Origin of the sequence: Photobacterium kishitanii, assembly GCF_003026355.1 — a bacterium.
Classification (GTDB): domain Bacteria; phylum Pseudomonadota; class Gammaproteobacteria; order Enterobacterales; family Vibrionaceae; genus Photobacterium; species Photobacterium kishitanii.
In genome coordinates this window covers 140,542-164,850 of the sequence record NZ_PYON01000003.1, presented here as the reverse complement: position 1 = coordinate 164,850, position 24,309 = coordinate 140,542, and the positions used below count along the sequence as shown (strand labels likewise).

Sequence of the window (24,309 nt, the reverse complement as noted above, 5' to 3'; positions counted from 1 at the left end):
CAACTCCTCGTTATACTGCGCGCATTAAAGTATCAAAGGTTTCTTTTGCCACCGACATAATCCGTGATGACGCCATATACGATTGCTGAAATTTCATTAAGTTTGCTGCTTCTTCATCAAGGTTAACCCCTGATAAATTGGATACTCGTTCAGACGCGGAATCAAAATCAAGCTGATTAATCTCACTCGATTTATCGGCATTTTTTTTAAGCATACCAATATCGGTTGCTAAGCCTTCAAATAAATCAATCACACTTGATTTACCCTCTGCCATGGTTTTTTGATGCTGCACTTGCTGCATTGCTAAAAAGTTGCCGTTACCACCTTGGGCACTTTGAGCACCGAGCTCAATTTCAAAACTATCATTAGCTTGCGCACCAGCCGACAAAGTCATCACTGGTGTTGACGTTGTAGTACCGGTTTTAAAAGCAACAGTGGCACCATTTACGGCAGAATAACTATTATCAGCTAATTCAACCGTAGCATTAGTTTTTAAATCGGTAACCGTGATTTGATCGCCCGCTGCATTCAACTGTAATTGGTAACGGCCAGCAAAATTATCGGGAACCGCCGTCGATACTTTAGCAATGGTTGCCAAGCCAGTATTGGATTCTGTTGCTGTCGCCATTAATTGGCTATGTCCAGCAAGGCCACGAGGATCTGTCATGGCGAGCGATATATCAACAGCACCACGGCGCAATGGTTGAATCACTGCCGTTTCTGTTTCACCTGCAATTAACGTCGGTGGGGTATTTACGGTAATTTCTAAACCATCAATCTTGGTAGAAAATTTACCATTAGCATTGACGGTCAGCTGAGTTTTATTACCTTGTTGATCAATTAACGTATGCCCAGCAACCTCACTGACTAATTGATAGTCACCGATTTTAAGCTGATTAATATCCTCAATTTTAACGCTAATATCGCTTTGGCTACCAAACGGCTTAAGCGCGCGCTGCGACATAGCATTAGCACTATTAACATCGTTAAACAGATCTTGTCCTTGCTTACCTTCAAGATCAACGCCCTGTGTTTGCAATTGATTCATTTGAGAAGCAAACCCAATCGCCATCTGTCCGAGTTGATCTAGGCTTTTATCAATAACATCGTCACGTACTGTCAGCATCGCGCCTAAGCTACCACCAATGGTGTCACTTTTTATTGGCTTACTACTATTGCCATTAACTAACGCTATTTGTTTATTGGCAATATCTGGATCACCATCAACGACTTTCAGCTGTGATGCACTCACGCCTGACACTAAAGTATCGCCACTGCCAATAATAACGGTGTGGGCTAAGCTGCCTTTATCCGCCAAGACAGTAACTTGGGTATATTTGGCTAATTCATTAATAAGAGTACGCTGTTGATCAAACAGATCATTACTGCCATCACGGCTAGATTGTTGTTGCAAACTGGTATTTACCGCGGCAAGTTCTTGCCCTAATGCATTCACCCGCTCCAATGACACACTTAATTGTTGGTTAACATCAGTGCGAATATTCGTCAGCGTTTCATGTGCATTATTTAAATTAGTCGCCGCTTGATTAGCATGCTCTAACACGGTTTGGCGGCTACCAAGATCATTGGGGGTATCAGCTAGCGAGCGTACGGAATGATAAAAATCATTCATGCTATTAACACTATTGACCGCACTTTTAGAGGTAAAGTCATCCAACATCGTTAAATGTTGCTGTTTAACATTCGCTTCTTCTAACTGAGTCGTTGAAAGTGTGAGTTCGCGGGCAGCAAATTGGTCGTAAGCACGACTGACATTATCGATGTAAGCACCAGTACCATAGTAACTATTGCCATTCCATTGGGCATCATCGGTTTTTTGTTCAACAACTTGACGGCTATAACCAGGAGTGTTGACGTTGGTGATGTTATGGCTTGCCACATCTAATTGTTTTTGAGATGTGCGTAAGCCACTCACACCAATTTGCATCAAATCTAACGCCATTGCCCATTGCTCCCCACTGAAAATTAAACCATTACCTACAACGTGTTGCGATAACGCTGCAGCTAACAAGCAAGAAATGAACCACTTTTAAATAAATCCCTTCGTAACATCCGTATTTAAATAAATACTGTTAATTGGCATTTATTTACTTATACTTTTGGCTGTGCTGCCGATATAGGTAAACCAACGGCAAAATCAAATACCTAACAAAGGATCGAGTTAATGAATATTTTACTTTCAGGATTAATTGGTTACGCGATAAAGGAAGTAGTAGTACCGCTCATTACTGATAGTGTCGATGATAAACAACAGCCACAGCAAGTATCTGATAAGGAAGTAGAAGGTGCGTTATTTGAGAGTAATGACCTAATTAAAATGGTCTCGAGTTTAATTGATATTGTTGTGTAATATAATTGCTGTTTACTGCTGCTTTAACTCTGCTATTGTTGTACTTCTTTGATCACAATAAACCCTGATTACAATAAACTCTGCACTTTTTTCATTACCGCTAATACTTTGTTGCTGTAATTGGGATCGGTGGCATAACCTGCTTGATGAATTTCACGAATAAATTGCTGCGGCTGGTTACTATGAGTCAGTGCTTTTGAATAACGTGGATTGTGCTGCAAAAAATTCACAAAATCATCAAAACTATGCTGATAAGAATCATAAGAACGAAATGCGGCCTGCTCTTGAACGGCAATCCCATCATGAAATTCCAATGTTTTTGTGGCAACTTTTTGCCCTTGCCAACGTGGATCCGCTTTTATATTAAATAAATTATTGCTTGAACCAAGGGTATTGCTGATCACTTTTTTCCCCCAGCCCGTTTCTAATGCCGCTTGAGCAATCAATAATGCAGGATCAGTGCCTAATGCTCGCGCTGCTTGTTGTGCGTAAGGTTTCATGTGACTAACGAATGCTTCTGCCGAGGCAAAACTTGTCGGCTGCAATTGCTTGGTTGGTAATGTTTCAGCTGCGGCAACAGGAGCTATTTTTTCGAGTAATGGTGGTGCTGATAAAGACGCTGATGGTTGGGATTTCATTATTGTTGGTAAAGCGACTGGATCGGCATTTATCGGTCTAATTGAAAACGGTTGTGATAGCTGCTGTGGAGATAAATCAGTTGTCGGCTGATGCTGACTCAGATCTTGTGGCTCTCCCCCAAGTTGTTTAACTATCATATCCGCTAGCCCCAAACTGCCAGTGGTACTGAGTTGGGATGATATTTGTTCATCATGCATTTGCTGATAAAATTTACTGTTATTACTGCTCATTAAATCAGATTCAAACGCACTATTGGCTTCACGCATCGATTTAAATAACATCTGTGTAAAAATAGATTCAAACTGAGTTGCCGCTTCACGCAAAGAGCCTTGTTTATCCTCACTAATCCCTGCACGTAAGCGATCTAGATTACTTAAATCATGAATAAAACCAGGCTCTATTTGCTTCATTGCAATTCTCTCAAATATTAATTAGTTGATCACATTAAAAAGCATGATCCCCTACCATCCTCACAGGTACTCAGTGTAGGGAATGACGATGTAGCTTTAGATAATAATTAACTGACCTTCAATCGCACCAGCTTGTTTTAATGCCTGTAAAATTGCCATTAAATCTGATGGCGCGGCACCAACTTGATTAACTGCTCGTACTAATTCGTCCAAGGTTACTCCTGGCTCAAATTTAAACATTCGAGCATCAGATTCATTAATCGTAATTTGAGAATTAGGTACCACCACTGTCTCACCACCGGCAAGCGCATTAGGCTGACTAACTTGGGCATTTTCTTTAATTGAAACGGTCATACCACCATGGGTTATTGCAGCAGGCCGTAATTTGACATGCTGGCCGATAACAATGGTACCAGTACGTGAATTAACAATGATTTTGGCTGAACCTTCGGCCGGCTCAAACTCTAAATTTTCCACCGTTGATAAGAACGCCACTCGCTGACTCACATCTCGCGGAGCACGTACTCTAATCGAAGTTGCATCTACCGCTGATGCCATTTGTGGGCCTAAAAACTGGTTAATCGCATCTGACATTCGTTGCGCAGTAGTAAAATCAGATTCGTATAAATTAAAGGTTAAATAATCACCGCGTCCAAATGGATTTGAGACTTCTTGTTCTACCATCGCACCATTACTGATACGACCCACTGTCGGCGTATTACCGACCACTTTAGAACCATCTGCGCCTTCTGCACTAAAACCACCAACGACTAAACTGCCTTGCGCAATGGCATACACTTTACCGTCAAGACCTTTTAAAAATGTTTGTAATAAAGTACCGCCACGTAAACTTTTCGCAGAACCAATCGAAGATACGGTGATATCAATTGTCTGTCCTTGCTTAGTAAACGCAGGCAAAGTTGCATTAACAGCAACTGCGGCAACATTTTTCGTTTTTGGTTTAGTGCCAACTGGAAGTTGAATCCCAAAATTTTGCAACATGGCGTTAAAGGTTTGTTCGGTAAACGGGGTGGTTTCCCCTGTCCCTGGTAAACCAACCACCAATCCATAACCAACCAATTGGTTACTACGCACGCCTGCAACAGCCGCGACATCTTTAATGCGTGCCGCCTGAGCGGTTGAGGTAAATAAAGCCAATGCTAAAATACATATTGTCGAAAATTTCAAGCGACTCTCCGATACAGGTTAAAGCTATAAATCAAGTTAAAAGGCAATATTAAAAGGCAACGTTAAAAAACCGCGACAGCCAATTTTGCTGCTGAATATCTTGACGATCGCCAGTACCTGAATATTGAATTCGAGCATTGGAAATACGGGTTGAAGCAATAGTATTATCTTGATCGATATCATCAGGGCGAATATTGCCGCTGACTCGAATATATTCTTCACCAGTATTGAGCATTAGCCACTTCTCGCCACGGATCACTAAATTGCCATTACTGAGCACATCAACAACTTCTACCGAAATAGAGCCTTTAATACTGTTACTTTGATCTGCCGAGGTAGAGCCAGCAAAAGTATTATTATTCGCCATGGCATAAGACAACGTGAAATCATGCAAAGTGACTGGCTTACCACCAAGATCAATCGGCTTCATATTAAGATCGGTTTTTTTATCCAGATCAGAACTAGCACTTTTCTTAGCGGCCGTTTTTTCTTCCAGTAGGATCGTCACAATATCGCCAATACCACGCGGCTTAGTATCATCATATAAATCTTGCGCTTGAGCTTGATTAAATAACGATCCTGTTGCAGTTGCATAATGTTCAGGTTTTTCTTGAGGACGAACTGGATTCCACGCCGGATCATTCATTTGGGCATCATCACGCGAGCGCAAACGGTCAATTAAACTTTTAGATTGAGTTTGCTTACCTTCAACGGCATCAACATTGGTGGTGGCTTTTTCAATATCACTACCGACAGTATCTGGCGTTGACATGCAACCGCTTAAACCACAAATCAGCGCAATAAATCCCCATCGACAATAACGATTTTGGTGTGTTTTCACAGCGATTCCCTAGTAAATAAACTTATAACTGCTGATTAACATAACTCAGCATTTGGTCAACAGTTGAAATCACTTTCGAGTTCATTTCATATACTCGCTGTGCTTCAATCATATTTACTAGCTCTTCGGTCACATTAACATTTGAAGTTTCAAGCATTGATTGACGAATAGAGCCAAAACCTTCTAAGCCTGGCGTCCCCTCTTGAGGATCACCACTGGCACCCGTTGGTAAGTACAAGTTTTGTCCAATCGGTTCCATGCCTGCTGGGTTAATAAAATCAACTGTTGTTAACTGACCGAGCGCTTCATTTTCTTGTTGATCGCGAATACGCGCGGAGACTTCACCATCAGTACCAACAGTAATACCCACCGCATTATCAGGCACGACAATTTCAGGCTGAACCGGATAACCACTGCCACTAGTCACTAAAATACCTTGATCATTAATAGTAAACTGACCGTTACGGGTATATCCAATATTGCCATCGGGCAATAACACTTGAAAAAAACCGTCGCCTTCAATCATCATGTCCATGGCGTTGTTAGTCGTTTGAGTATTACCCTGAGTAAATACTTTTTGGGTAGCAACCACTTTGGCACCAGCCCCCAACATTAACCCACTCGGCAAGGTAGTATCTTGGGTTGATTTCCCCCCCGGCTGATTAATGTTTTGGTAGAACAAATCTTCAAAAACAGCACGACTTTTCTTAAAACCAATGGTAGAGGCGTTAGCTAAGTTATTAGAAATTGTTGAGATATTAGTTTGTTGGGCATCTAAACCCGTTTTGCTGACCCACAATGCTGGATGCATGATGCTTGTCCTTTAGTTATTAGCTGATACGCATCAGTGAAGAGGAGGATTTATCCATTTCTTCCGCTGTTTTCATTAACTTCACTTGCATTTCAAAATGCCGCTGTAAATCGATCATGCTGGTCATTTCAGCCACGGCATTAACATTACTGCCTTCGAGCATGCCTTTGGCTAAGCTGACACTGGCATCTGCATCCAACGGTTGTCGATCACCAATCACTTTAAATAAACCATCGGTATCTTTAAATAAGCTGCGATTGTCGGGTTTAACTAGCTTGATACGATCAATCGTTACCATTGCATCTGGCGGTGCGCCTTTAGGTAATACCGACACCGTACCATCTTTACTGATTTCAATTTTATTGATTGGCAGAGGAATAAAAATAGGACTGTCGCTTTGCCCAAGGACTAGCTGACCATTGGTATTTTGAAGCATTCCCATTTGATCAACTTTAAGATGACCTGCGCGGGTATAACCTTCTTGCCCACTTGCATCTTGAACGGTTAGCCAACCATCACCTTGAACAGCAACATCAAGGTCACGACCAGTATTGATCACTGAGCCTTGAGCAAAATCATTACCTGTACGTTCAGCCATAGTAAACACACGACTTGGAACACCTTCACCAAATACCTGCATACTACGTGCTTGCTGTAAATCAGCACGAAAACCAGTGGTACTGACATTGGCAAGGTTATTGGCATGAACTCGCATACCTTGCATATCTTGTTTTGCCCCGCTCATGGCGAGAAACAGCGCCCGATCCATTTTTTTGACACTCCTCTGTTCGTTAGCTGTTTTAAAGCAAAAATTACGCCAAGATGTGAGGAGAGAATAATGACGAGTAAGAAATGAGAACTTAAGAAGGAAAAAACGCCACCAGCATAGGTGGCGTTAGAAGATCGCAATACTAATTTAACGGATTTGAAGAATATTTTGTTGAAGCTGGTTATTAACATCCAATGCCCGCGAGCTCGCTTGGAAGTTACGCTGCGCACTAATCAGATCCACTAGCTCTTGGGTCATATCAATGTTTGATTGCTCTAAAGTACCACTTTTAATAGCGCCAAATGACCCTTGAGAAGCATCGCCCCAAATAACTTCACCTGACTCTTGAGTCGAGTTCCATAGCGAACCACCAAGCTGAGTTAGCCCTTGCTCATTGGCAACTCGTGCCATAGCAATACGACCCACAACCAAATCTTTACCATTAGAGTATGATGCTAAGATATTACCATCAGGATCGATATCAACTTTTGATAAGTATCCAGTAGATGCGCCATCAACATCTTGAAATTTACGCACTTCAAACGCTGATGCGTATTGAGTCAAATCATCGTAATTCATGGCTAAAGCTTGCGTCGCATCGGCACCACCAACCTCTATCCCAGCATTGGCAAAAGTTTCCATTTGAATATTTAATGGTGTTGTTTGTAATGGCTGTCCATTAGCATCAAACTTCAAGACGTAACCCATGTGTCCATTGCTACCAGCAGCTGCATTTGGATTAGGCGCAGCTCCCGGCACTTGTGCATCTAATGCTTTTTCAGTGCCGTTATTATCCGTAACGGTTTGAAAAACGTCCCACGTATTCGCATTAGTTACAGCAGGAGCAACAGCATTAGGATCGTACTTTGCCACATAGTAAGTGGTCATTTTATAGGGTTTACCCAATGAATCATAAATAGTCGAGGATGTAGAACGACTAAATGAATCAGCATTATTAAAGTCAAACGGTTGAGCTTTCGGTGCCGTCTCTTTATTGGGTAAGTTAACCGATACTTGAATATTTTTAGATGCAGCAGGCTGGCCAAAAATATCATTTATTTTTAATGATTTTGCTTCATAAGAAGCGACGGTATTGGTATCTTTATTAACGGGATACCCCAATAGGAACTTACCTTCAGAGTTAACTAATTCGTTTTCATTGTTTAATTGAAATGCACCATTACGGGTTAAATTGCTATTTGCCGCTTCATTTTTATTATCTGCAACGGCAAAAAAGCCCGAACCAGAAACCCGTAAATCTAATGGGTTATTGGTATAAATACTTGATCCTTCATGAAACTGTTGTGCAACTGTCGATGTTTGTACACCGCCACCAGTGGTGGTTTTTGCATTTGAAAAAATCGAATTAGAGTACACATCGCCAAACTCAGCCCGAGACTCTTTAAAGCCAAATGTATTAGCATTGGCAATGTTATTACTAGTAGTGTTTAAATCTTTTTGTGCAGCACCCAAGCCACTTAATGCGATATTCATACTCATAAATTCAATTATCCTTGTTGTGTACTAAGTGGTGCCGCGGATTGTGCACTTTTACCAATTTGTAATACTTCTGCTAAGTTGACTGGTTTTGTCACCCCAGCAAGGTTTAACATCACCTTACCGTCCCCATTACCAAGCAATACACTATTAACATTGGCATGGGTTAACACTTCAAATTGCTGACTTTCACCGCCGACAGCACCAGACACTGAAAAATTATATTTACCTTGTGGCATCAGGTTGCCAGCATCATCTTTACCGTCCCAAACAAACGGGTGTTCTCCCGCTGACTTAGCACCTAAAGTGACCGTTTTCACTAATACCCCTTGTTCATTTTCAACGCGTAAAATCGCGTTATCAACCCCTTGCTGCATGCGTACCATGCCAGCCATTTCACCATCATGGCTTTTCAATGCTGATGCATTAGGAATTAACACATCCTGCCCAACCAAGGATGAGGCTTGTAAGGCTTGATTTGATGTCATTGCACTATTGAGTGAGCCAAATTGCTCATTCATTTTATTAATACCATCAACGGTAGCAAAAGAGGCCATTTGAGCGATCATCTGATCATTACCCACGGGCTTAAACGGATCTTGCTGAGCTAATTGTTTGGTTAACAAAGATAAAAAATCATCTTGTTTTAATTGATTCGTTCCCGTGGTTGGCTGCTCTTGCGCGACTTTTTTGTCTTGCATACCTTTTAGCTGGTCAAGATAAGAAAGAGATTGCCCAGTGCCATTAATTGTTGTCATAAAGCGAACTCCTTAACTTATTTGCCCATCTGCAACGTTTTCATCAACATTTGCTTACTTGCATCTGCCACTTGAACATTATTTTGGTAAGAGCGTGACGCAGAAATCATATTTGCCATTTCTTCCATCACATTAACGTTAGATTTGTAAATATAACCAGCACTATTCGCTAATGGGTGCTCAGGATTATATTCCGCACTTAATGGTTCATTACTTTCAACAATACCTTGCAATTGCACTGGCACACTGGCACCACCTTGGTAAGAAGCATTATCAAGCGCGGCGGCAAAAATAGGATGACGGGCTTTATAGGTTTCTTGCGCAGAGCTACTGACACTGTTGGCGTTAGCAAGGTTACTTGAGGTGGTATTAAGTCGCACCGATTCTGCACTCATGGCAGAGCCTGTAACATTAAAGATATTAAATAAACTCATCCATTATTCCCCTTTCAATGCCTTGGTTAAGTTCTTAAATTTAGAACCTAAAAAATCCAACGATGCTTGGTATTCAATACTGTTTTGCATAAATAAGTTTTGTTCTAGTTGAGCATCAACTGTATTGCCATCACCAGTATCAGGCTGGGTTGGTACGCGATAAAGCTGCTCACCACTAGCGGCAGATGAGGCAGCAATATGCCGCCCATTAGTACGATTAAGGCCAACGTTTGCCCCTGCGGTTGCCGATTGAAGAACGCGGCTAAAGTCGACATCTTTTGCCTTAAAGCCAGGAGTATTGACATTCGCTAAGTTGCTTGCCAAGGTTTCAGCGCGTGTTGCGCGAACGCCAACAGTATGTTGATGAATACCTAATGCTTTATCAAAAGAAATCGACATGCTTTGCCTCTACGGTGTTATTCACAGTCACAATGACAGCGGTAATAAAGCAAGGACAATGCCAACATGAAAAAGGGGAAGAGGAAAAAGCAGGGAAAGCAGGGAAAGCAGGGAAAGCAAAAGCTAGTTTACGAGGAAGAGCAAGTGACGAGAATATGAGCTTGATAGTTGACAATGTTGTGCCAGTCTCTCCAGTTCGGGTTTTAAACCTCAAAAACTCGAGCCTCAAAACCTCGCCCCTAAATTACCTGCACTTGCTATTGATAATATTATTTTAATTTATAAATAATACCAGGATTACAACGCACCATCTCAAAGCGGTCACAAAGCCCCGTTAATGATTCCGATGCACCTAAAAATAAATAACCACCAGGATTTAAACTAGCAGCTAATTGATTAAGTACTTTAATTTTGGTTTCAGCTGAAAAGTAAATCAACACATTACGGCAAAATATCACGTCAAATTTACCCAATAAAACATAACTATCTTTTAAATTTTGTGGGCGAAAGTTAACCAGCTGCTTCACCCGCTGATTAACTTGCATACCACCACTGAGATGCGACTCAAAAAATATTCGTCGACGCTCGGGTGATAACCCACGACTTAACGCAAGCTGGTCATACACTCCTTCACGGCACATATCGAGCATCGTTTGTGATATATCTGTCGCGGTGATCTGAATGTTCGGTAATAACCCTGGCCGTTTCAGCTGCTGCTCTAAAATAGTCATCGCAATAGAATACGGTTCTTGTCCAGATGAGCTCGCCGCAGACCATATTTTTAATGGCCGTCTATTGGTCGCTAATTCAGGTAACACCCTATCGGCTAAGACAGCGTAAGGATAACTATCACGGAACCATAATGTTTCATTGGTTGTCATCGCATCGATCACTGCAACCCGTAACTCACGGTTACGCCCTTTTAGCGTTACTTGCAACAAATCAGACAAAGACGACAACCCAAAACGTTTAACCAATGGGCTTAAACGGCTACGCACTAAATATTGCTTACTGTCCCCTAAAACAATGCCACATTGTGCTTCAAGAAAATGACAAAAGTCATAATAATCCTGATCATTTACCGTTAATGTTGTCATTAATTGCTCTTTTTATTTTTAGACTATTACTGCACATCGAGTATATTTATGGTTAAGCGTTTATGTTCACTGTCGCAATAGGTGTCATGGCATTTTTTACTGCTCGTCCTAGTTCATCAGGATTAAATTTAGGGATAAAGGCATTAGCACCAACACGCTCAATCATTGCTTGATTAAAGACGCCACTCAAAGAGGTATGCAGAATAACATGCAGATCTTTCAATGCTTGATCGCCACGAATAGCAGCAGTTAAGGTATAACCATCCATTTCTGGCATCTCAATATCAGAGATAACCAACGCTAATTGGTCATAAATACTGCCGTTTTTCGCCATCTTTTGTAACGTTTGCAGCGCTTCTTTGCCATCTTTAACGCAAATACAATCACAACCTATAGACTCAATCGCACGCTGAACTTGCTTACGTGCCACCATCGAATCATCAGCAACTAAAACCGTTTTTACGGTAGGCGTGATCAAGCTAATTTCATCAAGCAAATCACTTGATAAACGGGTATCAACAGGTGAAATTTGATCAAGAATTTTTTCAACATCAAGTATTTCCACCAGCTCATTATCAATTTCGGTTACTGCAGTGAGATAATTACTTCGTCCAGCGCCTTGTGGCGGTGGCAAAATGGCTTCCCAGTTAATATTAACAATGCGCTCAACCGCTGAGACAAGAAACCCTTGCACTGAACGGTTAAATTCAGAAATAATAATAAAGCAATTACTGACATCCTCGACTGGTCGTCCACCCGTTGCGAGACTAATATCGATGACTGAAATAGTCTGTCCACGAATATACGCAACCCCTTTTACAAATGGGTGTAAGTTCGGCATCGAGGTCAACTTAGGACACTGTAAAACTTCTTTGACTTTAAATACATTAATCCCATATCGCTGTCGCCGATTAAGTCGAAAAGTAAGTAACTCTAATCGATTTTGTCCTACCAACTGAGTACGTTGATTGACGGAATCTAGAATGCCTGACATGTGAAATAGCTCCCTGCCTGAGAATATTAACCTGACCAATACATGCAATGTTATGAATAATTACTTATGATATACCACTTAACGACCGACTTTCTAACACCGATAGAGAATATAACGCCGTGATCACTCATCGATATTTAAATCTAGTTTGCATTATTATCGGCAGTCTATTGCTGAGCTTTAGTGTAAATATTCATGCAAGCCCACTATCACAGCAAAGTCTTATTCAAAAAACAGCAGCAGATCACATAAAACACACCCTCATTCAACCCGATTTTGGCAGCATTAACGTCACCGCAGCCAAGCTCGATACACGATTAAAGTTTTCTCCCTGCGCCAGTCCACTACTAGCATCTATTCCGGGTAAACAAACCTTATCAGGCAATGTTACGGTATTAGTTCGCTGTGAGAGTGAAAATTGGCAGTTATATGTACCAGTCAGTGTCCAACAAACATTGCCGCAAGTGATTGCCACTACTCATTTAGGCCGTGGCGTACTACTTAGTGCTGCCAATTTAAAAGTCGCAATGGTAGAAAACCGTTTTCAACGCGGTGTCAGCTTTAATGATCCACAACAAATTATCGGCTCAAAAGTAAAACGTACCGTCAAAGCAGGTGATGTTATTCAAGCCAATGATATCTGTTTAGTATGCCGTAATGACAGCGTATTAATTAGAGCTGGCCAAGCTGGATTAGCTATAGTAACAACAGGAAAGGCATTATCTGATGGGGCGATAGGTGACGAGATTCGAGTCCAGAACACTAAATCAAAACGTATTATCGATGGCGTAATTACTGCTGTAGGTGAAGTGTCAGTAAAATATTAATTCACCCACAAAATATGCTTATCAAGCCCAATACAATAAGCGATAATATTTTGGCGCTAGTGAATAAAAAAAGCTAAAGTTTGTAGTTTATACGTCGATAACTGACTATAACCATTGACATCGACAGGTACAACATTATGACAAGTATTGATCATTTACGCGGTGGGCAACCACTAAACACAACTCGTACTGTTAATCATACCAAAACAGCGACAGAGAATACGCCAACAACAACGGTAGAACCACAGCACGATGCGGTATCATTAAGCTCTCAAGGTAAAGCTGTTGGTCAAATCCATCAACAATTAGCCGCTGAAACCAGCTTTGACTCCACAAAAGTGGCTGAAATTAAACAAGCAATCGCCAATGGCAGTTATACTATTGATGCCGATAAACTTGCTAATAACATGATTAAATTTGAAGATGAACTTAATGGTCTTTAAGACTAATGTTATTGTGCATTCACTGTAAGGATCTTGGTTATGAAATACACTATTGAGCAATTGCTTGAGCTTCAACATGCAGCTTTGGTATCACTTGCTGAATTACTCAACCAAGAAAAAATAGCCATCGCTCATCGACGAGCATTAGAAATAGAACAATTTGCTAAAGAAAAGCTTGCGATCATTAATAGTGTTCAACAGCATGATTATTTAATTGCCAATCATCCGCAACGGCAACAATTGCATGATGATGCCCAACTTAGCCAACAAGTTGAACAAATTCAGCAACTGGTTACGTTATGTAAACAGCGTAATGACATCAATGGCGAAGTATTACAACGGGCACAATTGAGTTTTCATAAACTCAATAACCTCTTTCAGCAAAGTCGCGGTCGCCATCAAATGACCTATAATTGTGATGGTAAGGCGCAAAATGTACGCTCATTAGGCACCAACCTTAAAGCCTGATAAATTAAAACATCACTTGCTGATTATTAGGCACATGAAACACTTCACCGTGTTGTTTCATGCGCTCCATTAAACCTAGATTCAATTCCATTTCCGTCACATAACTATCACCAACAGGGTAACTGCGGATCACTTTCGCGCCACGAATAATACCATCAACCGCACCATCGGTATTTTCAGGCCCTAATTGTTGGTTCGATAACGACGTCGTAGCAGATATTCGAAGACCATAAATTTGCTCAGAAAGCTCACGATAAGCATCTAGCTTGGATGCTCGCATAGCCCGTAAACTTTTTTCTTCTTGAGTACGACCACTTTGTTCACTTATTGATGCATAACCAACCGCAGACACGATTTCATTACTATGAGTTAAATCAGGATTAAGCCCACCGTTTGAAGTTGAACATCCTGATATTACTACCAATAATATTACTATTAGCCATTGAGTCATTGAGCTTATCCTTAAGGTCGCAGTACCACATTATTAGTAGTCGGCTGTTGTAGTTCAGTACGCATAATCACGCCATTACGAAGTTGAATCTTATTCATGAAGTCTAAATCACGCCCAATACGCTCAGCAGGTAAAAAGCCTTGCGCGGTGGCAATCACTACGTGCGATCGCATACCAATAATACGTGCATTCACCAACACCCCCCCACTTTGACGTAACATGGTACCAGTAAGTACATAGTCAACAGGCTGTTGTGCAGATAGCTCTTGCCAATTTCGACTAATACTAAAATCACCATTACGAGTGACTTTAATCACGCCTGTTGACTTATAATCAACCACCGTAAAACCGCGCTGCTGCATTTGAAACATAAAGTTTTCACTGACGACATTTCCGAGCCAATTAGTTGCTCCCATATCTTGCAAATCAACAAATGAAGTCACCGCTAAAGGAGTACTGGCGGTTAAATATTGATTTGATTCAATCAACTGATTAGTAAGGCCTTCAACAAAGTAATCAACTGTATGGCGTGGCGTTGTTGTTAATGAATACCCTGCTGAGGAAAATTGCTCTTTACCGTTATAAACTTGGGGTGCTGCACAGGCTGTTAATAACAGCGCACACACCACCAGTATAATATTGTTCATTTTTGCCACTCTCGATACGCGTGATAAAAAATATATCGTTCACAAACACAATTTCTTTAATGATAAACACCAATTGGGAACACTCTTTGCATTCCTTTACGGCTATGTCTCGATTAAAGCAAAAAACATACCTAAACTGGTCTTTTATGAATAAAAAAATATTAATCTGTTTGAGCGCATTGTGCCTACTGATCTCAAACTCCAGTAACGCGCAATGGGTACAAGTGACAGGCGAAGCAATCATTCTTGAAAGTAAAGCCACAGCACGAGTGAATGCGTTAGAGAATGCTGTATTTCAAGCGATGACATTTACTGGCGGTGAGATTGCGAGCCTACCGCAGCTCAAAACTTATTTACAAGAAGATCGGCAACAATACCGCTTTAGTGGCAATGAGATTCGGCATATCAGTGTGCTAGAACAAAAAGATGCTGGCGGCAAAATGTATGTCACAGCCAGAATAGATATTTACCCTTCGGCAAAAAGTTGCCACAAGGTACAATATAAGAAAGGATTATTACTGGGGAGGTTTTCACTAGCAGAGCCTCAACAGGCGGCAATGGGGAGTATTTATCGATTAGGTGAAGATTTTTCAACAGTATTACAAAAAAACATTCAGCGACGTTCACAAAGTTTTTTAGTTACGGGAATTACTCAAGTCCCTTTTAGCGCCAATCATGCCGATGCCATGATGATGCTAGCTGAAGATAATGACGCACAATATTTAGTCAGTGGCGAGATCACTGATATTTCAGCCACCGTTGATGATCACTTATTACAAGCTGACACCATTAACCGTCAGTTTGCTGTTAGCTTAGATATTATGGATGGCAAAACCGGTGAAATGATCTATCAAAATAGCTACCGTGATATTGGCTTATGGCCTTTTGCTCGCACAAGTCATGTTGATACTAAAAGCGCACGTTTTTGGGTCTCACCCTATGGCCAAAGTATTCAGCGCATTACTCAAAATATGATGCTTGATATTGAAAGTGCACTTTCGTGTCGTGCTAGCTTGCCTGAAATCATTAATATTCATCAGGGTGTGGCTCAAATCAATGTTGGCCGAGTACATGGCGTACGGAATGGCGATCAACTTAAATTATGGCATAGTGCTGGGTTTATCGATCAAAAGGGAATTCCACGTAATCGCATGGTTGAAACCGCAATTACCTTAACCGTTGATCGCGTCTATGAAAAGTCGGCAGAACTTCGCGTTAACCAACCACAACTGGCTTCAAGTATCCAACCTGGTGATTTACTAACCAAGCAGTTGAATCAATGATACTATTTTCTTAAACTCTGCTAATTTTCGCGTATACTGTGCGAATGCTCCCTTAGCTCAGATGGATAGAGCGTCCCCCTCCTAAGGGGAAGGCCGCTGGTTCGACTCCAGCAGGGAGCGCCATATTTAACAAAGGCTTAGTAATCTTCGATTGCTAAGCCTTTGTCGTTTCTGGGATAGTATTGACTAATTAACGAGATCTTGATTTATGCGTTTTGATACCCAGTATGTTACGAACAAAAGTCACAATACGAAAAATATGACTAATTGCAGTAAAGTAACACACAAACATCACTAAGAAAGCAACGAACATTGTTGATTCTGAAATACCAATATAATCACTCCATAGACCAATCACAGAACACACTAATGCCATTGAACAAATAGTTAATAATGTCTGACGTGATGATAATCCAAGACGTTGAAAAATATGATGTAGATGCTCACGATCCGGCTTGAATGGTGACTGGCCTTTACGAATACGACGAATCATGATTGTAGCCATATCCATTAATGGGATCGCAATAAGCCATAATGCAGATACAGGCTTAAAAGCATATGACGCAGGATCTTGAGTTGCTTTAATCAATAACCATACAACGGTAAAACCGATAAACATACTACCAGCATCACCCATAAAGACTTTTGCTTTAGAGCCAAATGGAATACCAAGATTAAGCATGATATAAGGAATGATCGCTACCACAATCAAGCCACAAACTGTACTTAAGTAAGTATTACCAGATAAGTAGAAAACAACGCCCATCGAACCAATAGTAACCGCAGCTAACCCACCTAATAACCCATCAATACCATCAACCATATTAAATGCATTGATTGCACCAATAACACCAATAACAGTAATAATATAACTGATGAAAGCCGATAAATGAATCGTTTCACTACCCATTAAAAAGCCAAGATTATGTAAGCTATGTCCGCCAATCACAATCATGGCGAGAGAAATAGCTGCTTGAACAATTAAGCGTATTTTAAAACTTATATCTAAACGATCATCAAATGCCCCAAGAATAATCAGCACTAAAGCACAGCTTAAATATAAATATAAATCGCGGGTATGGGGTAGAAATGATAAAAAGGTAACTGATATAGCAGCAAAAATAGAAATACCACCAACTAAAGGAATTGCTCCTTTATGATGTTTTCGCTCATTAGGCTTATCCACTAAACCAACAAATTTTGCTATAACTCTCATCACAAATAAAAATATCAATGATGAGATAAATATAAAACAATATCCAGTAAACATAACAAACACTTTTTTAAATCGTATACATTCCGCAAATAAAAAGAAACAATAGCGAACATTTAATTCCCTACTGTTTCAGTTAATTGCGATCATTAATCAATTAAATTAATACCAAGATAAAAACTCATTGATTGTTATTATAATTAATCTTCTTGGAATATATCGCGAGTATAAACTTTGTCAGCTACATCACTCAATTCTTCAGCCATACGATTAGAAACAATAACATCACACTCTTGTTTAAATTGGTTTAAATCTTTAATAACTTTAGAGTGGAAAAATTCAGCGTCTGCAAGTACTGGCTCATAAATAACAACCTCAATACCTTTAGCTTTAATACGCTTCATAATACCTTGAATACTTGAAGCGCGGAAATTATCAGATCCAGACTTCATAATAAGACGATATATACCGACACGCTTTGGATTACGGCTAATAATAGAATCAGCAATAAAGTCTTTACGAGTTGTATTAGCATCAACAATTGCACCAATAATACTATTAGGTACATTTTTATAGTTAGCACGTAACTGCTTAGTATCTTTTGGTAAACAGTAGCCGCCATAACCAAATGATGGATTATTGTAGTGATTACCAATTCGAGGGTCTAAGCCAACACCTTCAATGATTTGGCGCGCATTCAAATTATTGGTTTCAGCATAAGTATCTAACTCATTAAAGTAAGCCACACGCATTGCTAAATAAGTGTTTGAGAATAGTTTCACTGCTTCTGCTTCTGTTGAGTCAGTAAACAGTACTTCTATATCTTCTTTAATAGCACCTTGCTGCAATAACTGAGCAAAGACCATTGCGCGTTCGCTTTGCTCGCCAACAATGATGCGTGATGGATATAAGTTATCGTATAGTGCACGGCCTTCACGTAAGAACTCAGGCGAGAATATAATATTATCGCAGCCAAACTTTTCTTTAACTTCTTTAGTATAACCAACTGGCACTGTTGATTTAATAATCATTACAGCATCAGGATTAATCGCTAACACATCTTGAATCACAGCTTCTACAGAAGAAGTATTGAAATAGTTATTAACGCTATCGTAATCTGTTGGCGTTGCAATAATAACATATTCAGCATCCTTGTAAGCCATTTGCTTATCAAGCGTTGCAACAAAGCTAAGTTCTTTATTTTCTAGAAAATATTCAATTTCGCGGTCAACAATCGGTGATTTTTTATTATTAAGAAGATTTACTTTTTCTTCGATAATATCAACTGCAATAACATCGTTGTTTTGTGCCAATAGCATGGCATTTGACAGACCTACATAGCCTGTACCTGCAATAGTAATTTTCATCAAATCTCTCTTAGATAATACTTTCAATGGCTGTTAAATACTTGTTAATTATAATCTTTTCATCGAATTCATTTTCGATTTTCTGGCGACTCGCTAAGCCCATATTAAGACGTTCTTGGTGAGTTTGCTCAATCATTTTAGTGAGCATTTCCACTAGGCTTACTGTTGATCGTGTCTGACAAAGATAGCCGTTTACACCATGATCGACAGTTTCGCGGCAACCAACATTATCTGTTGTAACAATCGGCTTTCCCATTGCACCCGCTTCAAGTAATGACTTCGGAACACCTTCACGATAAAAAGAAGGTAATACCATGCAATCTACTTTAGCAATCTCTTCTTCGACCTTATCTGAAAAACCAAGATAGTTAACAATACCTTCATCAACCCATACTTGCATTTCAGCTTTTGACACTGCTGAAGGATTATTGACATCGAGAAAGCCAAGTAAATTAAATTGTACTTTATCGCCATAGCGTTGCTTCAATTCACGAGCAGCTTCAACATAATGACCAATACCTTTGTCATACAGCATCCGTGCTACTAATAAAAAGCTCACCACGCCATCGTCAGCCGCTGGTGATATTGCAAAGCGTGAGAGATCGGCACCAGAACCAGGTAAACGATCCGTCTTTGAAATATCCGCCAACTTATTATCAATAAATAATCCGCGATCATCTTCGTTTTGAAAGAAAATTTTATCTGCACGACGTTGACTAAATTTATATAAGCCGCGTGCAATTTTTGCTGTCAAATTTTCGTTAATAAAAATAATGCCTAGACCGGCAATATTGTTAATGACTTTCGTGCCATTTTTAGATGCCGCTACGGTGCCATAAATATTATTTTTAGGGGTAAAGTTTAGTACAACGTCAAACTTTTCAGCCTTGAAAATACTATTAAACGCAAAAAAAGTTTTAGTATCGTTAACCGGGTTCGTGCCACCCTGATCAATATCAATATCAATGAATCGCGCCCCTAATTGTTCAAGCTTTATTGAATAATCATCTCGAGGAGCAATCGCCGTCACTGTATGACCAGCTTCGATTAACGCTAATATAGTGTTCTTTCTAAAATTAAATAAATACCAACTCGTATTGGCAGATATAGCTATCTTCGCCATGGGATCACTTATTATAAAATTCTTTATACCAACGAACGAGGTTCGCAACGCCTTCTTTAACGCCTACTTTAGGGGTATAGCCAGTTGCTTTGAATAAGTCTTGCGTATCAGCGTAAGTTTGGTACACATCACCAGGTTGCATGCCACGGAAATTCTTAGTGGCTTCAATACCTAATTCAGCTTCGATGGCTTTAATAAAGTCCATCAAATTAATTGGGCTCCCGTGACCGATGTTATAAACACTGTACGGCGCAGAACTTGAAGCTGGCGTTCCTTCTTCAACCGTCCACTGATCATTACGAGTAGGGATAACATCTGCAATACGAATAACGCCTTCAACAATATCATCAATGTAAGTGAAATCACGCCACATATCACCATTATTGTTAATATCAATAGTTTCGCCATCCAAAATTTTCTTGGTGAAAATATAGGGTGCCATGTCTGGACGACCACAAGGACCATAAACAGTAAAGAAACGTAATCCAGTGGTCGGCATATTGTACAAATGCGAGTACGAGTGAGCCATTAACTCATTCGATTTTTTAGTCGCAGCATAAAGTGAAACAGGGTGATCAACAGTATCTGCAGTTGAGAATGGTGTTTTCGCATTAAGGCCATATACTGAACTTGATGATGCATAAACAAGGTGAGCAACATTATTATGACGGCAACCTTCTAAAATATTCAGGTGACCTACAAGGTTACTATCGGCATATGCCATTGGATTTTCAATCGAATAACGCACACCAGCTTGAGCAGCAAGGTGAACAACGCGATCAAATTTTTCGGCAGCAAATAAATCAAGTACATCTTGAGAATGAGCAATATCAATTTTCTTGAAGACAAATCTACTGTCTTTTAGTAGTGGTGCTAAGCGTGATTCTTTTAACGCAACGTCATAATAATCATTGATGATATCAATACCAACAACGTCATGACCTTTTTTTAATAATTCTTCACTTACTTTTGCGCCTATAAAACCTGCAGCACCAGTCACTAAATATTTCATTATTTCACCTTATAATTTTGTGTCCATAGATCACCGATTTTTAGATCCCAATCATCAGGCATAGTTAAAAACCCTGATGCTGAATACATAGTCAGTTCACTAAACGTTACTTTTCCTTTGTAAAAATATAAATCGACTCGAACAAAATCGTATCGTTGACCAATTTTTTCAGCAATACGGATCATTTCATCAATATATTCCGGCCTTGATGGAGCTGGATCACGACGAGGGTGATGATACTCAAACCCAAGTTCTTCCCAATTGGTGTCATAAAGGTTACGGGTCATACTTGTAAAGCGACCAGAATCTAACTGAATGAAGCCAACTTTACCATTGAAAACATATAACTTGTAATCGTCTGGCTCCTGGCCATTAAACTCAAGATATTCTTCAATAAATACTCGTGGTGGAATATTTTCATATGCCCACTCACCTAATGCACCAGACTGATCTTTTTTCAGCCAGTCTTTTGCTAACCCTTTCATCTTTGATTTAGAAAGATGATTACCATGACGAATAATTTCAAGCGTCTGACTAGTATGGTTAGCTTTATATACGTAGTCCTGAGGTAACGTTGATAAATCTAAATTATCAAGCGACTCAGGAGAATCACCCATCCATAATATTTTGGGTAAATATAATTCAGGTACAATTTTCTTAACGAATTCCTTGGCTTTTATTTTATCAGCACCAATCGTTAATAATTCACTGCGGTCCGCAATCTTTTTACACTGAATTTTTTCGTTATATGTCCGAGGATTATCAAAATTAATAAATCGCTTAAACTTGCGAAAAAATAAAATTTGTAATCGTGTCTTTATTGGTATTTTAGAGATGATCTTGGAGAACAATCTAAATTCTAGACTTTCCACGTTACAACCTCACTTATTAATACATCTAATATATTTGATATGATTTTTAAATATGGGACCGTTATTTGCTTGATGGAAATTTATCTCTCCCCAACCTGCATTATATTCGATAATTGACATATTCCCGTCATTATCAACAGTCAGATCCCACGAAATGATACCGTGGCTTTTTAAAAATTTATGCTTATCTTTAACAAGTTCCAATAACTCATTAAAATAAGGAATAAAATAACCATCTGAAAAATTAATTGATGTTCCCGGATGTTGATAGTATTTTTTAAAATCGTGATCAATAGCGAAATCACGTAACTTACCGGTATTATCGACACCAATAGATACTCCACCGGCTGCCGAATTATCTATGCGGCCGCCATTACCCATTCTCAATACTGTTGAAATAGGATAGACATTGCCATGATAAGAAAAACTCATCACCCTAACAGTATTAATTGATGATGGATTAAAAATAGCCAAATCATCATGCTGAGTTATAACTGGTTGAATTACAAAATCATATTTTTCATCAAAATAGGACTTTAAAAATGGGACAATATGCTTTGCAACTCCAATTTCAACACCATTCCCTCCCCCGGTCCCAATACTCCGTTTAATAACAAATTCTAATTTTGGGTCAGATCGTTCAAGCAATAAGACTAAATCATTAAATTCGATAACTTTATCATTACTATCATAAATAGTTCCAGCGATACAATTTGCGATAATTGCAACTGTATTACCATTTAAGATATTTGAAATATAACCTTTGTGATCAAGAAATTTATTTAGCCCAAAATCATTAACTTTTGCCTCTAATCTATTATAAAAAAAAGGCTCAGATAAATACTTATCTGATTCGATACCACAAACATCTTGATATCTATAACTCCAAAAACGACCAGTTAATGGACTTAACATATTTTTATACTTTATAGATTTTGGATTTTTAATACCATATTTAATAAATCTGATATTTGCTAAAATCTCATAAGCAAAACGACGAGGAAAACTATCTTTCATTCTTTGACCTTATATAACAATTTTATTATACACATCTCGCTATTAACAAATATCTCAAACCCACTGGTAGATTAAAGTGTAAAAATAATGACATGAATAAAACATATAAAAAAACAATGAAAAAAAAAGATCTATCATTGCTATATACATAGTTATTTGATCAACTATGTATATAAATATAAAAGCAAATCAACATTAAGTGTTAACTATTATAAGCATTTACTTTCGGATAAATTAACTAATAATTTGAGCTAACTTCTAAATTCAGGATAAATAAAGGGTATTAAGTCTAAATGTTTATCAAAAAAGATAATTTATCATTCTTTTACAATACTATTTAATGCTTTTGATTAATATTTTTTATATATGTCATATGGTCTTTAAATACTGGCCCATGAAATGCTTGATGCGACTCTAAGCCACTCCATGCTGTATTACATTCAATAATAGTAACGTAACCATTATTATCAACACTAATATCCCATGAAATGATGCCATGGCTCTTAAATAATTTATGTTTTTCCCTGGCAACTTCAACCATCTCGTTAAAGAAAGGTACTTCATAATTATCTGGAAACTCAAGCTGAGTTTGCGGATGGCGCGTCGTTTTATTTAAGTTACAATCAAAACCAAAGGTTGTTAATGAACCATCATTTTTAATGCCAATGCATAAACCTCCTGCGCTAACATTATCAATTCTTCCGCCTGGGCCTCCCATCTTCACCATACTTGAAACATGGTGAACATTACCATCATAAGCTAATGTCATAATACGCACTGTATTTAGTGATGACGGATTAAACTCAGCTAATTTATCATGTTGTTTAACTAAAGGCTGAACAACAAAATCATATTTCTTTTTGCGATAAAGATTAAAGAACGGGATGATTTTATCAGCATTACCAATCTCAACACTTTCTCCACCACCAGTACCAACACTCCTTTTAATGACAAACTCTTCATTAATAGGATCATTACGTAACCTGCTAGCCACAGTACTAACATCAATAATTTTATCGTCAGCATCATAAACGACACCAGAGATATAATTAATCAATAATGGAATCGCATTGGATTGTAAAATAGAAGGTAAATAACCTTTATGGTTGAAATAATCACTTAATTCAAACTTATTTATTTTACCTTCCATTTGATTAAAATAAAAAGAATCAGAAAGATAATCATTCGATTTCACGCCCGAAAGCAGCTCAAATTTATGAGATGAAAATCTTCCCATTATTGGACTGAGATTATTTTTTCGCTTAAAAGATTCTGGATTTTTCATCCCCCAAATTAAATCCTTTACTCCTGCACGAAAATCAAAAATACGACGACGTAAAAAGCTATTTTTCATTTTAAACCTTACACTACCAACAAT

General features: G+C 39.0%; 26 protein-coding genes and 1 tRNA gene. 6 read left to right on the top strand and 21 right to left on the bottom strand.

Going from position 1 to position 24,309, the window contains the following annotated elements; translation table 11 throughout:
- Window positions 1-10: 10 nt before the first annotated feature.
- Entirely contained in the window at window positions 11-2,032 is a 2,022-nt protein-coding gene (flgK, locus tag C0W29_RS04710; RefSeq protein WP_235868999.1) for a flagellar hook-associated protein FlgK, read from the bottom strand.
- Window positions 2,033-2,185: 153 nt separating this feature from the next.
- On the opposite strand from flgK, the gene C0W29_RS04705 reads away from it, so the two are divergent.
- Window positions 2,186-2,371 carry a hypothetical protein gene (locus C0W29_RS04705; protein WP_036795686.1) on the top strand — a complete coding sequence of 62 codons (186 nt, stop codon included), beginning with the start codon at window positions 2,186-2,188 and terminating at the stop codon, window positions 2,369-2,371.
- Window positions 2,372-2,439: 68 nt separating this feature from the next.
- On the opposite strand, the gene flgJ is transcribed toward C0W29_RS04705, so the two are convergent.
- From flgJ to C0W29_RS04645, 11 genes are all read right to left on the bottom strand, one after another.
- Window positions 2,440-3,420 carry a flagellar assembly peptidoglycan hydrolase FlgJ gene (flgJ, locus tag C0W29_RS04700; RefSeq protein WP_045044268.1) on the bottom strand — a complete coding sequence of 327 codons (981 nt, stop codon included), beginning with the start codon at window positions 3,418-3,420 and terminating at the stop codon, window positions 2,440-2,442.
- 96 nt (window positions 3,421-3,516) lie between these two features.
- On the bottom strand, window positions 3,517-4,608 hold the full coding sequence (locus C0W29_RS04695; RefSeq protein ID WP_045042630.1) for a flagellar basal body P-ring protein FlgI: 1,092 nt from the start codon (window positions 4,606-4,608) through the stop codon (window positions 3,517-3,519).
- A 49-nt stretch (window positions 4,609-4,657) separates the two neighbouring features.
- Window positions 4,658-5,380: a flagellar basal body L-ring protein FlgH gene (locus tag C0W29_RS04690; protein ID WP_045044573.1), complete on the bottom strand. Its 723-nt coding sequence runs from the start codon at window positions 5,378-5,380 to the stop codon at window positions 4,658-4,660.
- A 91-nt stretch (window positions 5,381-5,471) separates the two neighbouring features.
- Window positions 5,472-6,260 carry a flagellar basal-body rod protein FlgG gene (flgG, locus tag C0W29_RS04685; protein WP_036795690.1) on the bottom strand — a complete coding sequence of 263 codons (789 nt, stop codon included), beginning with the start codon at window positions 6,258-6,260 and terminating at the stop codon, window positions 5,472-5,474.
- Between the two features lie 19 nt (window positions 6,261-6,279).
- A complete protein-coding gene (gene flgF / locus C0W29_RS04680; RefSeq protein ID WP_045044267.1) occupies window positions 6,280-7,029 on the bottom strand; it encodes a flagellar basal-body rod protein FlgF in 750 nt (249 codons plus the stop codon).
- A gap of 147 nt (window positions 7,030-7,176) precedes the next feature.
- The gene (flgE, locus tag C0W29_RS04675; RefSeq protein WP_045044266.1) at window positions 7,177-8,529 is read right to left on the bottom strand and encodes a flagellar hook protein FlgE; all 1,353 of its coding nucleotides are present in this window, start codon (window positions 8,527-8,529) and stop codon (window positions 7,177-7,179) included.
- Between the two features lie 8 nt (window positions 8,530-8,537).
- Entirely contained in the window at window positions 8,538-9,284 is a 747-nt protein-coding gene (locus tag C0W29_RS04670; protein WP_045044265.1) for a flagellar hook assembly protein FlgD, read from the bottom strand.
- Between the two features lie 17 nt (window positions 9,285-9,301).
- Window positions 9,302-9,718 carry a flagellar basal body rod protein FlgC gene (gene flgC / locus C0W29_RS04665; protein ID WP_045044264.1) on the bottom strand — a complete coding sequence of 139 codons (417 nt, stop codon included), beginning with the start codon at window positions 9,716-9,718 and terminating at the stop codon, window positions 9,302-9,304.
- Window positions 9,719-9,721: 3 nt separating this feature from the next.
- A complete protein-coding gene (gene flgB, locus C0W29_RS04660) occupies window positions 9,722-10,117 on the bottom strand; it encodes a flagellar basal body rod protein FlgB (protein ID WP_036795698.1) in 396 nt (131 codons plus the stop codon).
- 269 nt (window positions 10,118-10,386) lie between these two features.
- The gene (locus C0W29_RS04650) at window positions 10,387-11,214 is read right to left on the bottom strand and encodes a CheR family methyltransferase (protein WP_045042633.1); all 828 of its coding nucleotides are present in this window, start codon (window positions 11,212-11,214) and stop codon (window positions 10,387-10,389) included.
- A gap of 52 nt (window positions 11,215-11,266) precedes the next feature.
- Entirely contained in the window at window positions 11,267-12,208 is a 942-nt protein-coding gene (locus C0W29_RS04645; RefSeq protein WP_045042634.1) for a chemotaxis protein, read from the bottom strand.
- A gap of 170 nt (window positions 12,209-12,378) precedes the next feature.
- On the opposite strand from C0W29_RS04645, the gene flgA reads away from it, so the two are divergent.
- The 3 genes from flgA (at window position 12,379) to C0W29_RS04630 (ending at window position 13,946) form a co-directional block, all read left to right on the top strand.
- Window positions 12,379-13,035, top strand: coding sequence for a flagellar basal body P-ring formation chaperone FlgA (gene flgA / locus C0W29_RS04640; RefSeq protein WP_235868998.1), 657 nt, complete (start codon window positions 12,379-12,381; stop codon window positions 13,033-13,035).
- 137 nt (window positions 13,036-13,172) lie between these two features.
- Window positions 13,173-13,478 carry a flagellar biosynthesis anti-sigma factor FlgM gene (gene flgM / locus C0W29_RS04635; RefSeq protein WP_045042635.1) on the top strand — a complete coding sequence of 102 codons (306 nt, stop codon included), beginning with the start codon at window positions 13,173-13,175 and terminating at the stop codon, window positions 13,476-13,478.
- Between the two features lie 39 nt (window positions 13,479-13,517).
- Window positions 13,518-13,946, top strand: a complete 429-nt coding sequence (locus tag C0W29_RS04630) for a flagella synthesis protein FlgN (RefSeq protein WP_045044262.1) — start codon at window positions 13,518-13,520, stop codon at window positions 13,944-13,946.
- Window positions 13,947-13,950: 4 nt separating this feature from the next.
- Here the strand turns inward: C0W29_RS04630 and C0W29_RS04625 are convergent, their stop codons facing one another.
- Window positions 13,951-14,397 carry an LPP20 family lipoprotein gene (locus C0W29_RS04625; RefSeq protein WP_045042637.1) on the bottom strand — a complete coding sequence of 149 codons (447 nt, stop codon included), beginning with the start codon at window positions 14,395-14,397 and terminating at the stop codon, window positions 13,951-13,953.
- An 11-nt stretch (window positions 14,398-14,408) separates the two neighbouring features.
- Complete coding sequence (locus C0W29_RS04620; protein WP_036795707.1) at window positions 14,409-15,044, bottom strand: FlgO family outer membrane protein; 636 nt, start codon at window positions 15,042-15,044, stop codon at window positions 14,409-14,411.
- 146 nt (window positions 15,045-15,190) lie between these two features.
- Between C0W29_RS04620 and C0W29_RS04615 the strand changes: the two genes are divergently transcribed.
- Together C0W29_RS04615 and C0W29_RS04610 are read left to right on the top strand one after the other, a co-directional pair.
- The gene (locus C0W29_RS04615) at window positions 15,191-16,327 is read left to right on the top strand and encodes a flagella assembly protein FlgT (protein ID WP_045042638.1); all 1,137 of its coding nucleotides are present in this window, start codon (window positions 15,191-15,193) and stop codon (window positions 16,325-16,327) included.
- Between the two features lie 46 nt (window positions 16,328-16,373).
- Window positions 16,374-16,450, top strand: a tRNA-Arg gene (locus tag C0W29_RS04610).
- 67 nt (window positions 16,451-16,517) lie between these two features.
- On the opposite strand, the gene wecA is transcribed toward C0W29_RS04610, so the two are convergent.
- The 7 genes from wecA to C0W29_RS04575 form a co-directional block, all read right to left on the bottom strand.
- The gene (gene wecA, locus C0W29_RS04605) at window positions 16,518-17,597 is read right to left on the bottom strand and encodes a UDP-N-acetylglucosamine--undecaprenyl-phosphate N-acetylglucosaminephosphotransferase (protein WP_045042639.1); all 1,080 of its coding nucleotides are present in this window, start codon (window positions 17,595-17,597) and stop codon (window positions 16,518-16,520) included.
- A 143-nt stretch (window positions 17,598-17,740) separates the two neighbouring features.
- Entirely contained in the window at window positions 17,741-18,907 is a 1,167-nt protein-coding gene (locus tag C0W29_RS04600; protein WP_045042640.1) for a nucleotide sugar dehydrogenase, read from the bottom strand.
- 10 nt (window positions 18,908-18,917) lie between these two features.
- Window positions 18,918-20,030, bottom strand: coding sequence for a glycosyltransferase family 4 protein (locus tag C0W29_RS04595; protein ID WP_045042641.1), 1,113 nt, complete (start codon window positions 20,028-20,030; stop codon window positions 18,918-18,920).
- A 4-nt stretch (window positions 20,031-20,034) separates the two neighbouring features.
- A complete protein-coding gene (locus tag C0W29_RS04590) occupies window positions 20,035-21,042 on the bottom strand; it encodes an NAD-dependent epimerase (RefSeq protein WP_045042642.1) in 1,008 nt (335 codons plus the stop codon).
- On the bottom strand, window positions 21,042-21,914 hold the full coding sequence (locus C0W29_RS04585) for an ATP-grasp fold amidoligase family protein (RefSeq protein WP_045042643.1): 873 nt from the start codon (window positions 21,912-21,914) through the stop codon (window positions 21,042-21,044). The genes C0W29_RS04590 and C0W29_RS04585 overlap by 1 nt, the downstream gene beginning before the upstream one ends.
- 9 nt (window positions 21,915-21,923) lie before the next feature.
- Entirely contained in the window at window positions 21,924-22,931 is a 1,008-nt protein-coding gene (locus C0W29_RS04580; protein WP_045044261.1) for a sugar-transfer associated ATP-grasp domain-containing protein, read from the bottom strand.
- A 337-nt stretch (window positions 22,932-23,268) separates the two neighbouring features.
- Complete coding sequence (locus C0W29_RS04575; protein ID WP_045044260.1) at window positions 23,269-24,285, bottom strand: sugar-transfer associated ATP-grasp domain-containing protein; 1,017 nt, start codon at window positions 24,283-24,285, stop codon at window positions 23,269-23,271.
- Window positions 24,286-24,309 lie beyond the last annotated feature (24 nt).

Bases quoted from the DNA above. Each gene is read 5' to 3' on its own strand.
- C0W29_RS04705 (WP_036795686.1), top strand. From the start codon at position 2,186: ATGAATATTTTACTTTCAGGATTAATTGGTTACGCGATAAAGGAAGTA.
- flgJ (WP_045044268.1), bottom strand. From the start codon at position 3,420: ATGAAGCAAATAGAGCCTGGTTTTATTCATGATTTAAGTAATCTAGAT.
- C0W29_RS04690 (WP_045044573.1), bottom strand. From the start codon at position 5,380: ATGTCAACGCCAGATACTGTCGGTAGTGATATTGAAAAAGCCACCACC.
- flgG (WP_036795690.1), bottom strand. From the start codon at position 6,260: ATGCATCCAGCATTGTGGGTCAGCAAAACGGGTTTAGATGCCCAACAA.
- flgF (WP_045044267.1), bottom strand. From the start codon at position 7,029: ATGGATCGGGCGCTGTTTCTCGCCATGAGCGGGGCAAAACAAGATATG.
- flgE (WP_045044266.1), bottom strand. From the start codon at position 8,529: ATGAGTATGAATATCGCATTAAGTGGCTTGGGTGCTGCACAAAAAGAT.
- C0W29_RS04670 (WP_045044265.1), bottom strand. From the start codon at position 9,284: ATGACAACAATTAATGGCACTGGGCAATCTCTTTCTTATCTTGACCAG.
- flgC (WP_045044264.1), bottom strand. From the start codon at position 9,718: ATGAGTTTATTTAATATCTTTAATGTTACAGGCTCTGCCATGAGTGCA.
- flgB (WP_036795698.1), bottom strand. From the start codon at position 10,117: ATGTCGATTTCTTTTGATAAAGCATTAGGTATTCATCAACATACTGTT.
- C0W29_RS04650 (WP_045042633.1), bottom strand. From the start codon at position 11,214: ATGACAACATTAACGGTAAATGATCAGGATTATTATGACTTTTGTCAT.
- C0W29_RS04645 (WP_045042634.1), bottom strand. From the start codon at position 12,208: ATGTCAGGCATTCTAGATTCCGTCAATCAACGTACTCAGTTGGTAGGA.
- flgM (WP_045042635.1), top strand. From the start codon at position 13,173: ATGACAAGTATTGATCATTTACGCGGTGGGCAACCACTAAACACAACT.
- C0W29_RS04630 (WP_045044262.1), top strand. From the start codon at position 13,518: ATGAAATACACTATTGAGCAATTGCTTGAGCTTCAACATGCAGCTTTG.
- C0W29_RS04625 (WP_045042637.1), bottom strand. From the start codon at position 14,397: ATGACTCAATGGCTAATAGTAATATTATTGGTAGTAATATCAGGATGT.
- C0W29_RS04620 (WP_036795707.1), bottom strand. From the start codon at position 15,044: ATGAACAATATTATACTGGTGGTGTGTGCGCTGTTATTAACAGCCTGT.
- C0W29_RS04615 (WP_045042638.1), top strand. From the start codon at position 15,191: ATGAATAAAAAAATATTAATCTGTTTGAGCGCATTGTGCCTACTGATC.
- wecA (WP_045042639.1), bottom strand. From the start codon at position 17,597: ATGTTTACTGGATATTGTTTTATATTTATCTCATCATTGATATTTTTA.
- C0W29_RS04600 (WP_045042640.1), bottom strand. From the start codon at position 18,907: ATGAAAATTACTATTGCAGGTACAGGCTATGTAGGTCTGTCAAATGCC.
- C0W29_RS04595 (WP_045042641.1), bottom strand. From the start codon at position 20,030: ATGGCGAAGATAGCTATATCTGCCAATACGAGTTGGTATTTATTTAAT.
- C0W29_RS04590 (WP_045042642.1), bottom strand. From the start codon at position 21,042: ATGAAATATTTAGTGACTGGTGCTGCAGGTTTTATAGGCGCAAAAGTA.
- C0W29_RS04580 (WP_045044261.1), bottom strand. From the start codon at position 22,931: ATGAAAGATAGTTTTCCTCGTCGTTTTGCTTATGAGATTTTAGCAAAT.
- C0W29_RS04575 (WP_045044260.1), bottom strand. From the start codon at position 24,285: ATGAAAAATAGCTTTTTACGTCGTCGTATTTTTGATTTTCGTGCAGGA.